The 15,230-nt window shown below is 70.6% G+C and carries 15 protein-coding genes; 7 read left to right on the plus strand and 8 right to left on the minus strand.

Going from position 1 to position 15,230, the window contains the following annotated elements; all coding sequences use genetic code 11:
- Window positions 1-5 precede the first annotated feature (5 nt).
- The gene (locus tag Apa02nite_RS49290) at window positions 6-506 is read left to right on the plus strand and encodes a DUF4240 domain-containing protein (protein ID WP_203831348.1); all 501 of its coding nucleotides are present in this window, start codon (window positions 6-8) and stop codon (window positions 504-506) included.
- A gap of 273 nt (window positions 507-779) precedes the next feature.
- On the opposite strand, the gene Apa02nite_RS49295 is transcribed toward Apa02nite_RS49290, so the two are convergent.
- Together Apa02nite_RS49295 and Apa02nite_RS49300 are read right to left on the minus strand one after the other, a co-directional pair.
- Complete coding sequence (locus Apa02nite_RS49295; protein WP_157441240.1) at window positions 780-935, minus strand: hypothetical protein; 156 nt, start codon at window positions 933-935, stop codon at window positions 780-782.
- A complete protein-coding gene (locus tag Apa02nite_RS49300) occupies window positions 932-1,924 on the minus strand; it encodes an iron-containing redox enzyme family protein (RefSeq protein ID WP_203831337.1) in 993 nt (330 codons plus the stop codon). The genes Apa02nite_RS49295 and Apa02nite_RS49300 overlap by 4 nt, the downstream gene beginning before the upstream one ends.
- Window positions 1,925-1,974: 50 nt before the next feature.
- Here Apa02nite_RS49300 and Apa02nite_RS49305 point away from each other — a divergent pair, with 50 nt between their 5' ends.
- Window positions 1,975-2,202 carry a CDGSH iron-sulfur domain-containing protein gene (locus Apa02nite_RS49305; protein ID WP_203831338.1) on the plus strand — a complete coding sequence of 76 codons (228 nt, stop codon included), beginning with the start codon at window positions 1,975-1,977 and terminating at the stop codon, window positions 2,200-2,202.
- A gap of 61 nt (window positions 2,203-2,263) precedes the next feature.
- On the opposite strand, the gene Apa02nite_RS49310 is transcribed toward Apa02nite_RS49305, so the two are convergent.
- A complete protein-coding gene (locus Apa02nite_RS49310; RefSeq protein WP_203831339.1) occupies window positions 2,264-3,223 on the minus strand; it encodes a CE1 family esterase in 960 nt (319 codons plus the stop codon).
- 70 nt (window positions 3,224-3,293) lie between these two features.
- Window positions 3,294-4,421, minus strand: coding sequence for a DNA alkylation repair protein (locus Apa02nite_RS49315; RefSeq protein WP_203831340.1), 1,128 nt, complete (start codon window positions 4,419-4,421; stop codon window positions 3,294-3,296).
- 100 nt (window positions 4,422-4,521) lie between these two features.
- Between Apa02nite_RS49315 and Apa02nite_RS49320 the strand changes: the two genes are divergently transcribed.
- The gene (locus Apa02nite_RS49320; protein ID WP_203831341.1) at window positions 4,522-5,277 is read left to right on the plus strand and encodes a sulfite exporter TauE/SafE family protein; all 756 of its coding nucleotides are present in this window, start codon (window positions 4,522-4,524) and stop codon (window positions 5,275-5,277) included.
- 213 nt (window positions 5,278-5,490) lie between these two features.
- On the plus strand, window positions 5,491-6,753 hold the full coding sequence (locus Apa02nite_RS49325) for a carboxylesterase family protein (RefSeq protein WP_203831342.1): 1,263 nt from the start codon (window positions 5,491-5,493) through the stop codon (window positions 6,751-6,753).
- On the opposite strand, the gene Apa02nite_RS49330 is transcribed toward Apa02nite_RS49325, so the two are convergent.
- Window positions 6,741-7,331: a sugar O-acetyltransferase gene (locus Apa02nite_RS49330; RefSeq protein ID WP_203831343.1), complete on the minus strand. Its 591-nt coding sequence runs from the start codon at window positions 7,329-7,331 to the stop codon at window positions 6,741-6,743. The genes Apa02nite_RS49325 and Apa02nite_RS49330 overlap by 13 nt on opposite strands.
- Window positions 7,332-7,422: 91 nt before the next feature.
- Here Apa02nite_RS49330 and Apa02nite_RS49335 point away from each other — a divergent pair, with 91 nt between their 5' ends.
- Complete coding sequence (locus tag Apa02nite_RS49335) at window positions 7,423-7,623, plus strand: hypothetical protein (protein WP_067686616.1); 201 nt, start codon at window positions 7,423-7,425, stop codon at window positions 7,621-7,623.
- Between the two features lie 106 nt (window positions 7,624-7,729).
- Here Apa02nite_RS49335 and Apa02nite_RS49340 read toward each other — a convergent pair whose 3' ends face one another.
- Window positions 7,730-8,326, minus strand: coding sequence for a GNAT family N-acetyltransferase (locus Apa02nite_RS49340; protein WP_203831344.1), 597 nt, complete (start codon window positions 8,324-8,326; stop codon window positions 7,730-7,732).
- 87 nt (window positions 8,327-8,413) lie between these two features.
- Between Apa02nite_RS49340 and Apa02nite_RS49345 the strand changes: the two genes are divergently transcribed.
- Both Apa02nite_RS49345 and Apa02nite_RS49350 read left to right on the plus strand, forming a co-directional pair.
- Complete coding sequence (locus Apa02nite_RS49345) at window positions 8,414-9,133, plus strand: enoyl-CoA hydratase/isomerase family protein (protein WP_203831345.1); 720 nt, start codon at window positions 8,414-8,416, stop codon at window positions 9,131-9,133.
- A gap of 122 nt (window positions 9,134-9,255) precedes the next feature.
- Entirely contained in the window at window positions 9,256-12,162 is a 2,907-nt protein-coding gene (locus Apa02nite_RS49350; RefSeq protein WP_203831346.1) for a glycosyl hydrolase, read from the plus strand.
- A 9-nt stretch (window positions 12,163-12,171) separates the two neighbouring features.
- Here the strand turns inward: Apa02nite_RS49350 and Apa02nite_RS49355 are convergent, their stop codons facing one another.
- Together Apa02nite_RS49355 and Apa02nite_RS52185 are read right to left on the minus strand one after the other, a co-directional pair.
- Entirely contained in the window at window positions 12,172-12,750 is a 579-nt protein-coding gene (locus tag Apa02nite_RS49355; RefSeq protein ID WP_203831347.1) for a Uma2 family endonuclease, read from the minus strand.
- 147 nt (window positions 12,751-12,897) lie between these two features.
- Complete coding sequence (locus Apa02nite_RS52185) at window positions 12,898-15,132, minus strand: LuxR C-terminal-related transcriptional regulator (RefSeq protein ID WP_275412923.1); 2,235 nt, start codon at window positions 15,130-15,132, stop codon at window positions 12,898-12,900.
- Window positions 15,133-15,230: the final 98 nt, after the last annotated feature.

The following is a 15,230-nucleotide window of genomic DNA, read 5'->3' on the forward strand; positions in this document are numbered from 1 at the left end:
GTGTGATGACGGATGACGACGTGACCCGCTTCTGGGCACTGATCGAGTCGGCGTGGGCGGCCTGCGGTCCGGAGCAGGCCGACCTGCGCCGCGCCCTGGTCGAGCGCGACCCGGCACAGGACGACGACGAGCTCCGCGCGGTGGAGACCTGGCTGGAGCCGTTCCTGACCCACCTGCGGGAGCTGAGCGCCGGCCTGTCGAGCGCCGAGCTGACCGCCCTCGACCGGGTCCTCGAGCGCACCCTGCACACCATCGACCGCGCGGAGATCCACGAGCACACGGACGGCTCGGACGACGGCTTCCTGTATTGCCGGGGCTTCATCGTCGCCGCCGGCCAGCGGTTCTACGAGGCGGTCGACGCCGACCCGGCGCTCGCGCTGCTGGACGCCGAGTGCGAGGAGATGTGCTATTTCTTCGCCCACCTGCACGAAAAACAGTTCGGCACCTTCCCGGAGACCGGCTCCGGCATCTCCCGCGAAACCGGCAGCAACCCCGCCGGCTGGTGACCACCCGTTCACGGCCCGCCTCGCCACCGGCCGGCCGGCGGGCGGTGCGGGCCACCCGAGGGCGACGGCCGCACGCACAACCCGACCGCGGACCGCCACCGCCCACCCACGGGCGGCGGGCGCACGCACAACCCGGTTGCGGGCCGCCGCCGCCCCGCCGGCGCCGGGTGGGTGGGCGAGGCGGGGCCGCGGCGGTGGGCGTCCGCGCCGGTCAACCCCTCTGCGGCGCTCCGTGGTCGTACCGCAGAGGGGTTGACCGGAAGTGATGAGCGGTCAGTAGCCCGGCGGGCGCTGGCGGGCGCGGCGCAGGTCCGAGTCCTGGAGGGCGTGCCGGACCGCCAAGCGGATGATCCAGTAGGTGATGAAGAGCCCGATTCCCCAGATGAGCAGGACGAAGAACAGGCTGAAGAACGTGTAGTCAGCAATCACGCGCAGAGCGTAGTCGAGGCCCGCCAACCGCGTAACGACGTGTGATCGGAGTCCCAGGCGTCCAGCACGGCCTGCGCCCACAGGTTGTCGACAGCGAGCGCGCAGCGGGCACCCCACAGCACCTGACCAGCGAGTTCCGGCTCCGCGGCGGCGAACGAGCCACACAGGTCGTGTGCCGCGATCTGCTCGTGCACGGCGTCCGCCTCGACGTGCTCGTCGTAGAAGACGGTCGAGCTCGCGTCGCCGCCGAGCCGGCGCAGGCCGGTGCCGTAGGCGCGGTTCGGCAGCGACGAGGTCATCTCGTAGGCGGCCAGGTGCCCGAGGATCGCGCCGCGGCGGGCCCGGTGCAGGCCGAAGAACGACATCAGGTTGTTGACCGCCAGGGTGGTGGCCGGCACCGCGCCGACGTGCGCGCCGTACGTGAGATCCAGACCGAAGTGGGCCATCGTCTGCTTGAACAGCTCCTGGTGCATGCGGCCGGTGACGCCACCGCCGTACTCATCAAGTTGGATCTCGATGAGCGCGGCCTTGGCGCGCCCGGCCAGCCTCGGGATCGCATACGTGTGCGGGTCGGCCTCGCGCAGGTGGTAGACCGAGCGGTGGACGACGAATTCGCGGAACTGTTCGTGGGTCGCCTGGCCGCGCAGGTACTTGGACAGCGCCGGCCCGTCGTCGGCGGCGACGATGTCGAGCAGCGCCTGCGGAACCGTCGACGGGTCGGCCGGCGCCGGTACGCCCACCAGCGCGTGCAGCCGCTCCTCGAATCCGCGCTCCAGCTCGGCGCGGACCCGCAGCAGGCCGGGATCCCACTCCCAGGCGTCGTCGACACCGTCCCACCCGCGGTAGGCCAGCTCGTAACACACGAAAAGGGACAGCTGGAGGTCCTCGTCGTCGTCCGGCGCCACGCTCACGCCGGCCAGCGACCCGCCGCCGTTGAGCGCGTCGATCAGGGTGCTGGAGAGAGAACCTCGAGGTGACGGCAGTTTCATGGGCCGCCGGATGCCCGTTTGCGGAGCCGCGAAACGGAGACTTATCCGACATGACCACGAGCATCACTCCCTACGAGGACGGCCCGCTGATCGTCCGCGGCGATTTCGTCCTGCAGACACCGGACGGCGCGACGATCGACCCGGGCCGCGACACCGTCGCCCTGTGCCGATGCGGCAAGTCCGCGGTCAAGCCGTTCTGCGACGGCACCCACAAGACGTTCCGGTTCAAAGCCGGCACCGGCGCCGGCTTCCACGCGCCGCGGGCCGGCCAGACCTGAGCATGGGTGTGGGGACCTGCCGTGCCCCCGGCAGGTCCCCACACGTTTCGGGTGGTCGGGTTCAGTGCGTGAACCCGGCTCCACAGTTCGCAAGGCGATGGTCGCGGAAGAACTTCCAGATCAGCGGGGTCGCGTCGATCACCGTAGGCGTGGCCGAATCCGGGTTCGGCGTGGTGCTGGGCCAGGTGTGACCGAGGTCGCCGATCCGGTAGTGCTCGACCGCCGCGGCGCACCGCAGCCACACGGACCGGGTCACTCCGGCGACCGGTGTGCTGGTCACCGGGCCGGCCAGGCAGCGGTTGCGGGCGGCCCAACCGGCAAGCCAGTCCGCGATCGGCGGGAGACCCTTGGTGGCATTCCCACCGTACGGAATGGTGGTGTCGGCCGCACCGTGGAACTCGATGATCGGTGTCGGGCGGGACGGCTCACACACACCACCCTGCGGGTAAAAAGCACCGCTGACCTGGGCAGACGCGGCGATCCGACCGGCCAGCCGGCAGGACAGCAGCCCCGCGAAGCCGCCGCCGTTGGACTTGCCGGAGACGTAGATCCGCGCCGGGTCGACACACAGCCCGCGCTGCAGCTGGGTGAGCAGGTCGCTGGTGAACAGCACGTCGTCGACCCCGGACGAGTACGGCGCGCCCTGGAACGACGGCGCCCCGTCGGTGCCGATCGTGCCCTGCGGATAGGCGACGATCGCGTTCAGCCCGTCCATCCCGGTGAGTTCCCGCTGGTACTCGCTGGTGCGGGTGCGCCCGTGGAAGGACAGCACCACCGGCGTGGCCCGGCCCGGCCGATATCCGGCGGGCAGGTGCAGCAGATAGGTCCGGCTGATCCCGCCGCTGACCACGGTCCGCGTGGTGGCCACCCCGGCCGGGACCGGCGGGCGTTTGCCACAGCCGGTGGTCGGCACCGGCCGGTCGATGACCTTCCCGGGCGACGGGGTCGCGGCCCAGGCCGCTTGACCGGGCGCGGCCGCCAGGATCAGACCGGCGACGGCCAGAAGCTTTCGTACGACCATGATGGCGCTGGGCCTCCTTCCGCCGGCGACTGGAGTGCCGCCCGGCCACGCCCATCACTATCGGTCGACACTAACCATCAGTGTCCATTGTGTTCATTGTGTCTACCAGATGAAACACCGCTCGCGCGGTCGCCACTCCGTTGACCTGAAGCGCAACCGCGTGCTCGCCCAGGTGGTAGCGCCGGGTGGTGATCAACCGGAACGAGTGCTCGCGCGCCACCGTGACCGTCTCGCCCGGCTGCAGCGTGCGGGTGGCCAGTTTGAACGTCTTCCCGCTCTGCGAACCGTCGGCCTTGCGGTGGTAGACGACGTAGTCGACGGCCAGCCGGGCCGGCTCGCTCCCGGTGTTGTGCAGGGTCGCGCTGAAGCCGAGCAGCCCGCCCAGCGCCACCGTGTCGTCCCGCAGGACCGGGCCCTCGACGTCGATGCTGGCCGGCGCGAACCCGAGCGTCGCCAGCGCGTCCGGGTGACCCTTCTTGATCAGCGTGCGCAGCCCGTGCCGGACGACCGCGCCGGTGTTCACGTCCGGCTCGGCGAGCCAGCGCCGGGCCGCCGCGACGACCAGGTCGGCGTGGTCACGGCTGAGGTCGTTGAGGTGGTTGGCGACCGAGCGCCGGACGTAGTCGCTGTCATCGCGGTACAGCGCGTCGAGCAGCGGCACGGTGGCCCCGGCCCGGGTGATCAGCGCCGGCACCCGGGTCGACCAGGGCAGGTACGGCCGGGTGCCCTCGGAGGCGAGCCGCCGTACGTCCGGGTCCGCGCTGCCGGTCCAGCCCTGCGCGATCACCAGCGCCCGGTCCACGTCGTGGCGCAGCAGCACCCGGATCGCGAACTCCGCGGTGAGCCGCCCGGTGAGCTCGGCCAGCAGCGCCATCGCGTCGTCGAACGCCCCGTCCGACCCGTCCCGCACCGCCCGGGTGGCGATCGCGCTGGTCACCGGCCAGATCAGCCAGCCGGTGAACGCCGGGTCGGTGTCCCGCGCGGCCCGCACGATCCGCGCCAGCTCGGGGTAGCTCCCGGGCAGGTCGGTGAGCAGCGCGTCGCGCAGCAGGTCGGCACGCTCACGCAGCGCCAGCCCGTCGAGCCCACCGGCCGCCTCGGTCAGGCGGGGCAGATCCGCCCCGGGCACGACACCCCGGACGGCGTCGCGCAGACTCGTGGCGGCTTGCCTGTTGATCAACTGGTCGGCGAACGGCATCGGGCGAATCTACCTGGTCACAGTCGTCGGCCCACGGCAACCAGCCGTCCGAGGGCCGGGTTAGCCTGGCCGCCCGATCGACGGAAGGCAGTGGCCGCACATGACTCCCGGCGAGGTCTTCCTGCTGTTCGGCGGCGGCCTGCTGGCCGGCACGGTGAACGCCATCGCCGGCGGCGGCTCGTTGATCACCTTCCCGCTGCTGGTCGGGCTCGGCCTGCCCGGGGTGGCCGCGAACGTCAGCAACGCCCTGTCGGTCGCGCCGGGCTACGCGGCCAGCGCGGTCGGCAGCCGCCCCGACCTGGCCGGCCAGGGCCGCCGGGTCCTGCGCATCATCCCCACCGTGATCGCCGGCACGCTGTGCGGGAGCGCGCTGCTGCTGTTCACGCCGCGCTCGGTGTTCGACGTGGTGGTGCCGTTCCTGCTGCTCGGGGCGGCGCTGATGATGGCGTTCCAGAACCGGCTGCGGGCGCTGGCCGGCCACCCCAAGGACAACTCGCCGCGCAAGGCCGCGCTGCTGACCCAGCTCGCGGTGTTCCTCTGCGGCCTCTACGGCGGCTACTTCAACGCGGCCATGGGCGTGCTGCTGATCGCCGCGCTGGCCCTGGTCCTCGACGAGCCGCTGCGCCGGATCAGCGCCCTCAAGAACGTCTTCTCGGCGGTGGTCGGCGCCACCACGGTGCTGCTCTACAGCGCGTTCGGCCCGGTCAACTGGGCGGTGGTCGCGGTGCTGGCACCGGCCACCATCGTCGGCGGCTTCGTCGGCGCGCGGATCGCCCGGCGGCTGCCGTCCGAGGTGCTGCGCTGGACCATCGTGGTCTTCGCGGCCACCGTCGCGCTGGTGCTGTTCCTGACCTGACCTGCCGCCAGACCGCACCCACCCCGGACCGCAGCGCGCCTCCGAGTGGCTGGCTGGTCCTGAGGGGTGCCTCCGGCATGGTGAGACACCCCTCAGGACCAGCCGGGGACTCTCAGGGGTCGGCGTTCATCGATGTTGCGGGCGTGTTAACGGCGCGATAGGTTGCTGTGCATCGACGAGTGTCGTTCTCTTTCTTCGGGACGGGGAGCTCTCATGACGATGTCCATCAGCCGTCGCACCGTCCTGGCCGGTAGTGCCGGCGCCGCCGTCGGCCTGGCGCTGCCCGCCGCCGCAGATGCCGCCGCCGCAGATGCCGCCGCCGCGCATCCCGCCACCGCGGTCCGGTTCACGCTCGACGCGGAGACTCTCGACGGTGGCGAGCAGGTCACCTCGGTCACGCTCGACACCGGCAGGCTCGGGCCGATCGCCGCGAGCAGCGTCACCACCGGCACGTTCACCGTGCACGCCAAGGCCACCAGTCCGCTTCCGATCGCTCCGGGCGATCAGATCTTCTCCGAGTACGACCTGGACCGCCCGATCACCGCCGCCCGCCTCGACCGGCACGGCGACATCGTCCTCGAGCTCAGCCACGCCGAGGGACAGCTCGGTGGCGGCACGCTCGGCTACCTCGCGGGCCGGGGCCGCAACGTGCGGCTCGATCTGGTCTACACGATCACCCAGCACACCCCGCTCGTCCGCCGGCACGGCGCACCGGTCACGATCACGCGCTTCCTCCAGGGGCGGCTGCGCAACCCGGAGGTGGACGCGTTCCGCCACCACGCCTCCCGTTCGGGGCTGAAGTACCGTCTCTACTCCCCCGCCGCGCACGGCCCCCGCCCGCTGGTGGTGTGGCTGCACGGCGGTGGCGAGGGCGCGTCCCTGCCGGACGGCTACTACGACAACGAGACGACGCTGCGCGCCAACCGTGGTGCGCTCGGCTTCGCCACCCCGGCCGCCCAGCGGATCTTCTCCGGCGCGTACGTGGTCGCCCCGCAGAGCACGTCGTACTGGATCGAGGACGGCGACCGCTTCGCACCGCAGATCCGCGAAGTGATCCGGGAGGTGGCCCGCAAGCACCCGATCGACCCGGACCGGATCTACGTGGCCGGGTGCAGCAACGGCGGTTACATGAGCCTGAAGATGACCACGGTCTACCCGTCGCTGTTCGCCGCGTCCGTGCCGATCTGCGGCGTGGTCCAGTCCCTGATCCCGGACGCCCAGCTGGCCCGGATCAGCACGCCGACCTGGCTGGTCGCCTCCCGCGACGACGACACCGTCGACCCGGTCGCCAACACCGAGCACGCCCACGACCTCATCCCGCGCTCGCTGGCCACCCTCTACGACCACGTGATCTGGAACGGCCACCAGTTCCCCGGCCACTGGTCCTGGATCTACGTGGCCCGTAACGACCCGGCCGTCAACGGCACCCACATCTGGCAGTGGATGGCCCGGCAGCGGTCGGATCAGGGGCGGTAGTCGGTCTTGTCGGCGTCGGTGATCTCCCGCAGCACCCGGGCCGGCGTGCCCACGGCGATCACCCCGGACGGCACCGAGCGGGTCACCACGCTGCCCGAACCGATGATCGAACCGGCGCCGATGCTGACGCCCGGGTTGATCGTGACGCCGCCGCCGACCCAGACGTTGTCGCCGATGGTGACCGGTTTCGCGTAGCACGCACCGGCTGCCCGCTCGGCGGCGTCGATCGCGTGGTTCGAGGTGTAGATGCCGACCCGCGGGCCGAACAGCACGTGGTCACCGATGGTGATGCCGCCGCCGTCGAGCATCACGCAGTCGAAATTCGCGTAGAAGAAGTCACCGACACTGATGTTGAAGCCGAATTCACATCGGAACGTCGGCTCGAAATGGCAGTCGCGCCCGACCGATTTCAGCAGCCGGCGCAGGATCACCTCGCGCTGCTCCTGCGGCTGCCCGAAGCTGGTGTTGTACTCGGTGCTCAGCAGCACCGTCTGCTGCCTGGCCTGCACCAGCTCGTCGGTGAGGTCGTTGTACATCCGGCCGGACAGGATCTGCTCCCGCTGCACGTCAAGCGTCACCCGCTGATCGTCCCACCAGCGCCGATGGTTGACATGGAAGGGGTCGGGTATGTAGGTGACGCAACCCGCGCCGGACCAGAGGAGAACGCACATGATCCCGAACCTGATCCGACGATTCGTCATCATGGCGGTCGCTGTGCCGCTGGCCGCGGCGGGCGCCCGCAAGCTCAGCGCCTCCATGGAGGCGCGGCGCGGCCCCAGCAAGGCCTCCGGCCTGCTCCGCAAGGGTGCGGACACTCTGCAGGGCTTCGGCAAGCCGAAGAAGAAGAGCCGCTTCGCTTTCGGCCGCTGACCCTCCCCTGACCCGACGGCACGCTCGCCGCCCAGAGCCGGCGCGCGTGCCGTCGTCATGTCCGGACCGCGCCGGATTTTTGGGTACGGGCGGGGAGCGCGCCCGGTCAGGGCAGGTCGCGGTACATGTCGACGGCGGTGCCGTTGTCGAAGGTGCCGGCCTCGATGAAGCCGGCACGGTAGTAGAAGCGGCGGGCTCGGTGGTTGTCGGCGTGGACGCCGCCGTAGAGGACGACGCGATCGCGGTCGAGCAGGCGCGCGGCCGACCAGGTCGGCGGGAGCAGCGCAGCCGCGAGGCCGGAACCGTGCCAGGCATCGGCGACGCACGGGCCGAAACGGACAGTGCACTCCGGGTCCAGCGGGATGCCGTAGCCGGCGTAGCGGGCGAGCTCACTGTCCTCCGGGAGCGAGAAGCTGAGGTCGACGAGCGCGTCGAGCCGGTCGGGCCGGCCCTCCCGGTGCGCGACCAGGCGCAGCTTGTCGTAGCGGCCGATCGCCTCGATCAGTCCGGCCGCCTCGACGGCCGGCTCGGTGTCGCCGTGCCAGAAACGGCGACTGGTGGTGGAGAGTCCGGCGAGGAACGATGTGAGCGCGGGTTCGTCGTCGGCCCGTAGAGCCCGTAACGCGAACGAGGAGCCCGCCACCGACAGGCGGTGGCGCAGCGGGCCGGGGTCGGCGGCGAGAGCGACGAGGACAGGCAGCACACCACCACAGTCCGACGGCGGGCCGGCGCCGGGCAACCGCTATTCCACCCCGTCCCACCGGATCGGGCGGTTCATCAGGAGGCTCTCGTGATCGATGTCGAGGATCGGGACGGTGTCGCGGTCGTGCGGATGGCGTACGGGAAGGTCAATGCACTTGATCTTGATCTGTTGCGGGCGATCAGCGGGACCTTCGACGAGCTCGATCGCGGGGGCGTGCCGGCCGTCGTGCTGACCGGAAGTGAGCGGGCGTTCTCGGCCGGCGTGGACCTCTGGAAGATCCTCGACGGCGGCGCCGACTACGTCCGGCAGTTCCTGCCGGCACTCGATGCCGCGTTCGCCGCCGTCTTCGGCATCGGGAAGCCGACCGTCGCGGCGATCAACGGGCATGCCATCGCGGGCGGGGCGATCCTCGCGGCGGCCTGCGACGAGCGGGTGATGAGCGGCGGCACGCTCGGGGTGACCGAGGTGCTGGTCGGGGTGCCGTTCCCGCCGGTCGCGTTGAACATTCTCGGACACGCACTGGGCACGAAAGACGCACGGCGGGCAGTGCTGACCGGCGCGACACTCGCTCCGCAGGAGGCTCTCGAGGCCGGCCACGTCGACGAGATCGGGCCACTGAAGGCCGCGGTCGCCCGGGCCCGGCGGCTGGCCGAGATCCCGCCGGACACGTTCCGGCTGACCAAGGCGCAGCTGTGTGCCGGGGTGGCCGACGCGCCGCCGGATCCGCGGGTGACCGAGCTCTGGATCAGGGCCGTGGAGGACGGGCGGATCGAGCGCTTCATGCAGCGGACCGTGCGAAAGCCGTGATCGCGGATAACCGCGTCAATAACTTGGAAACATTGACGACATCCACTGGCCACACTTACAGTCCCAGGCACTAGAGAGCGCTCTCACAGGCGACTCCCCCTCTCGAATGCAGTGGAGGCGTGATGGGCCCTGTCGCCCGACGTACGAGAAGAGGCCCGGCCCTCGCACTGATGGTGGCCACCGCGGTCGTGGCCGGGCTGGGCGCGGTGGCGCTCAGCGGCACGGCGGACGCCGCAACGGTCGGTGCCGGCAGTTACGCCGAGACACTGCCGGCCGGAGCGGCCCTGCCGTCGGGCTGCGGCGACCTGTCCACGAATCCCCGGCAATTCATGACAGCGAATGCGCCCGCCGGGCCGGTGCCGACGAATGACTGGTGGTCGTCGCTGGTCTACAAGAAATTCGACTGTGCCTACAGCGAGAACCTGCACGCGCACCCGACGAGTTACGACACCACCGCGGGCGGGCTCGGTTTCTCCTACAACACCACGCCGCAGATCAGCGGCACGGCCACTGGCGTCGGTGAATACCACTACATCTACCAGGAGGATTTCACCGCCGGGGTGGCGGGGCTGAACGCGCCGCGGACCCTGGTGGACTCCTGGACCGACTGGACCGTCACGCCGTACTGGAGTGACGGCACGCGGACCATGAAGGCCACCATCGGGCACGGGCTGCCGTTCGCGTACTTCCAGGTCACCGGCGGGAACGCGCAGATCACCGCGAAGAGCACGCCGACGATCTGGTCGAACAGCGGGGCGCGGATCGGGTACTCGGTCGCCGGCAAGGACTACGTGGCGTACGCGCCGGCCGGGGCGACCTGGACGGTCAGCGGCAACGTGATCACCTCGACGCTGGCGGGCAAGGGTTACTTCTCCATCGCCGTGCTGCCCACCACGCCGTCGACCAGCGTCGCGGACAAGACCGCGCTGGCCACGAGCTACGGGACGTACGCGCACAACCACGTGACCGGAACGCGCGTGTCGTACTCGTACGATCAGAACACCAGCAAGGTCGCGACCACCTATACCTATACGACGACCGCGAGGGAGGGGTCTGGCACCGGGACCGTCATCGGCCTGTACCCGCACCAGTGGCGGGCCTTGACCGGAGCGACCCCGATCACGCAGACCTACGTGACCGCCCGCGGCACGATGAAGAACCTGGTCGGCGCGTCGTCGTTCACCACCTCGGCGGTCTACAACGGGGTGCTTCCCGAGGTGCCCGCGGTGGCCGACAGCAGCGGCGCCGACCTGGCCACCCTCAACGGGTACCTGGACCAGGTCAAGGACAACCCGGTGAACGTGCAGAACACCGACACGTACTGGACCGGCAAGGCGCTCGGCACCGGCGCGCGGATCGCCGAGATCGCCGACCAGCTCGGCCGGACCGACGTGCGGGACACCGCGCTGGCGGCGATCCGCACCCAGCTCACCGACTGGTTCACCGCCTCGGCGGGCAAGAGCCAGAAGCTGTTCTACTACGACAAGAACTGGGGCACGCTGATCGGCTACCCCGCGTCGTACGGTTCGGACGCCGAGCTCAACGACCACCACTTCCACTACGGCTACTACATCGCGGCCGCCGCCACGCTCGCCAAGTTCGACCCGTCCTGGGCGACGAACGCCCGGTACGGCGGCATGGTGGACCTGCTGATCCGGGACGCGAACAACTACGACCGGGCCGACAACCGGTTCCCGTATCTGCGGGACTTCGACATCTACGCCGGGCACGACTGGGCGGCCGGGCACGGCGCGTTCTTCGCCGGCAACAACCAGGAGTCCTCGTCGGAGGGGATGAACTTCGCCAACGGCCTGATCCAGTGGGGCCAGGCGACCGGCAACACCGCGATCCGCGACGCCGGCATCTTCATCTGGACCACCCAGTCGGCCGCGATCAACGAGTACTGGTTCGACACCCGCAACGAGAACTTCCCGGCCGCGTTCGGCCACGGCACGGTCGGCATGGTCTGGGGCGACGGCGGCGCGTACTCGACCTGGTTCGCCTCGGCGCCCGAGCAGATCCAGGGCATCAACATGCTGCCGATCACCGGCGGGCACTTCTACCTGGGCAACGACCCGGCGTACGTGAAGCGCAACTACGCCGAGATGGTCACGAACGCCGGGCACGAGCCGGCGATCTGGCAGGACATCGCGTGGCAGTACCTGGCGCTCGGTGACGGGGACGCGGCACTGGCCAAGTTCCGGGCGAACAGCGGCTACACGCCCGAGGAGGGCGAGACGAAGGCGCACACGTTCCACTGGATCCGGAACAACGCCGCCCTCGGCACGAGCGATCTGACCGTCACCGCCAACCATCCGCTGGCCCGGGTGTTCAGCAAGAACGGCGCCAAGACGTACGTGGCGTCGAACATCACCAACGCGGCTCTCACCGTGACGTTCTCGGACGGGAAGGTGCTGGCGCTGCCGGCCGGCAAGACGGTGGCCAGCGGCGCGGTGAACTGGACGGGCGGGAACGCGACCGGGGGTGGGGTCAACCCGACGTCCCCCAGTCCTACTGTTTCGCCCAGCCCGACCACTTCCACTCCGCCGCCCACCGGTGGCGGCGCGGTGCGGTACCTGCAGAGTGGCGGGGCGCTGGCCGGGGCGGCGGGCACGGCCGGGACCGCGACGGTGGTCAAGGCGTCCGGCAGCAACGACAACCAGCCGCACTCGCCGACGACGTTCACGGCGAGCGGGCTGACGCTGGCGTACCGGTCCGGCGCGGCGACGGCGTTCAGCCTGTCGGTGGACTCCGGGACGTCGGTCGGCAATGCCAGCCAGGTGCGGGTCTCCTACGACCTGACCGGGGACGGGAGTTTCGACCGGGTGGAGACATTCCGGTACTTCGCCACCGACCCGGTGACCGGGTGGGAGAAGTACACCGACGCGGTCGGCCAGGTCACGACGACCGGGACGTTCGGGAACCTGGCGAACGGGACGGTCAAGGTGGAGGTGTGGAGCGCTATCGGCTCGGGGGCGAGCACGGTGTCACTCGGGGCCCTGTCAACGGTGACCCTGCCGTATCAGTGACCTGAGGTGTTAGGGGGCGCCGCGGGGCTTCGGCCGCGCGGCGCCCAGCGCGTCCACGTCCAGCTGGAACGGGAACGGCTCCTCCGCGGTGAGGATCTGGCCGGCAGTCGCGATGGCGAAGGGGGCGTAGTGGTCGCCGGCCAGCTTCTGCAGGTGCAATTCCACTGAGCCGTCGGGCTGCTCGACGCGCAGATACCAGCCGATGCCGGCAGCGGCGTAGAGCTGGGGTTTGAGCAGTCGATCCGTGCCGGCGTTGCTGGGTGAGACCACCTCGATGACCAGTTTGGCATCGCTGGCATCGACCGCCAGGCCCTCGTCATCTGTGTCGGCGACGACAATGTCCGGCTGCAGCACGCGCCCACTGGCAAGCCGAAAATTGGGATCCAGGAGCACCAGGAGCCCGGCACTCGCGGCTTGGTCGTAGAGCTCTCTGGCGAGCAAGAACACAACGTGCTGATGTCGTTTAGTCGGCGAGGGGCTCACCCAGAGACTCCCGTCGACCAACTCGACCCGGCTCAGGGTCTCGCCCAGCGCGAAGTACTCCTCCTCGGTCCACGGTTCTGGGTGGTCCAGCAGTTCCATGCCCATGGGTCGCCTCACCGTTCGGCTGCTCTCCCAAGCCTGCCATGCCAAGGCCTCGCTCACACCAACCACCGCCCCTTGACCCCCTCGAACCTAGAGTAGTCATGAGGCATCTTTACATGGGACCAGGTGTCGGTCAATCCGCCCGGCTGGTCAGCGGTCCTGGGATGCCATCCAACCCGCGATCTGGGTCCGGGTGGCGAAGCCGAGCTTGGTCAGGATGTTGCGGACGTGACTCTCGACCGTGCGCTCGGAGATGAACAGCCTCGCGCCGATCTCCTTGTTGCTCAACCCCTCGGGTACGAGCCGCGCGACGTCCAGCTCACGCCGGCTGAGGATCTCCGGATCCGAGGCGACTGCTGCGGTCGTGGGCGTACGCAAGGCGAGCCGAACCGCGGCCTCCCGGCTCAACCGGCTGCCCGCCTGGAGAGCCGCCTCGAACGGCTCCGCACCGAGCGCCTCCCTGGCCGACCGGGTGGCCGAAGCCAGCGCCACTGCCATGCCCGGATGATCAGTCGCCCCGATCTCGTCACGCAGGGTCGCCATCGCGCCGAGCAGCTCTGCCGCCCGGCGCGGCTGCCGGTCGGCCGCGGCGCAGCACCCGAGCGCGCCGACCAGATAACACTGCGCCACCCGGTCGTCGATCTGATCAGCGATCCGCAGACCCTCGGTGAGCAACTCCTCGGCCTGCCGCGGTGCACCCGACCCCAGCGCGGCATACCCCTGGTTCATCAGCATCATCCCGAGGCTGTAGAGGTCACCCGCCTCCCGGCTGAGCCGCGCGCCCTCGGCGGCCGCCGCCGTGACCGCCGCGAGGTCCCCGACGACCAGGCCGTTGAGCGCCAGCGCCTGGTACGTCATGAGCGTCGCCCCCACGTCGTCCAGGGGACCGGCCACGGCCCGCGCCTCGTCGAGGAGACGGATCCCACCAGCGGCGTCACCGCGCATGGTCGCCGCGATCGACGCCATGGCCAGGAGCTGCGCCAGCGCGTCCGGCATCCCGGCCGCCCGAGCCACGGTCACCCCGCGGTCGAGCGCACGGGTCGCCGCCTCCGGATCGTTCTGGACCACACCCAGGAAGCCGCGCGCGAAATACGTCCACGGATTTCCGACCGGCCCGGCCAGCACCGAGTCGAGCCAGCGCGCGCCCTCGGTCGTCGCCCGGGTGATCCAGTACCAGATCAGCGACGTCGCCATCCCGGCCGCGCGGGCGAAGTCCGCACGGTCGAGGCACCCCCGCAGCACCGCCCGGATGTTGTCGATCTCCAGGTCGAACCAGGCCAGCGACGGGAGCAGGCGGGACCGGCCGGCCGCGGCGAACTGCTGGATCCGGGACAGGTAGTAGTCGGCGCAGCGCAGCTCCACGGTGTCCGCGTCGCCGGACTCCCGCAGCTTGTCCCACGCGTACGCCCGCATGGACTCGGGCAGCCGGTAGCCCGTCTCGTCCCTGCCCAGCAGCGACTTGTCGAGCAGCGAGGAGAGCAGGTCCAGCGCCTCGGCCGAGCCGCCGACGGCTTCCACGTCGTCGAGCGTGAACCGGCCGGCGAACACGCCCAGCCGCATCAGCATCGTCTGCTCGGCCGGGGTCAGCAGCTGGTAACTCCACTCGATCGCGGTGTGCAGCGTCTGGTGCCGGGGCAGCGCCGCCCGGCTGCCCCCGGTAAGCAGGTGGAACCGGTCGCTCAACCGGTCCCGGATCTGGTCCGGGCTCAGGGTCCGGGTCCGCACCGCCGCCAGCTCGATGGCGAGCGGCAGCCCGTCCAGCCGCCGGCACACCTCGACCACCGCGGCCTGGTTCGACGCGGTCAGCGTGAACTGCCCGGCCGCCGCGGCGGCACGATCGACGAACAACCGGACCGCGTCGTTGGTTGCGGTCCGTTCAAGCATGTCAGCGTACGACGGGGGAAGCTCCAACGGCGCCACCGGCAGCACATGCTCCCCCGCCACGGACAGCGGCTCCCGGCTGGTCGCGATCACCCGCACCCCGGGCGCGGCCCGGAGCACGTCATCGACCAGCCGCGCCGCCGCGTCCAGCAGGTGCTCGCAGTTGTCCACCACGAGCAGCAGCTCCCGCTCCCGCAGGTACGACCGCAGCAGCGCCGCCGGGTCAGCCGCGGTCTGGTCCCGCAGGTCGAGAGCGGCCATCACCGCCGTGCCGACCAGTGCCGGGTCGCGGACGTTGGCCAGCTCCACCAGCCAGGCGCCCCCGCGGAACCCGGCACCGAGGTCGGTGGCGATCCGGACCGCGAGCCGGGTCTTGCCCACCCCACCCGGCCCGACCAGGCTGACCAGACGAGCGCCGGTCAGCTTGCGCCGGGCCTCCGCCAGCTCGGCGCCACGGCCGACGAAACTCGACACCTCAGCAGGCAGGTTGCCGGGCTTGGTCATGATCCGACGGTACCCGGGGCCGGTTTCCGTACCGGCTCAGTACCAGCACTGATGCCCCCGCCGCGCACAGTCCCTAGCGTGGTGGACATGACAACCGG

Origin of the sequence: Actinoplanes palleronii, assembly GCF_016862315.1 — a bacterium.
GTDB lineage: Bacteria > Actinomycetota > Actinomycetes > Mycobacteriales > Micromonosporaceae > Actinoplanes > Actinoplanes palleronii.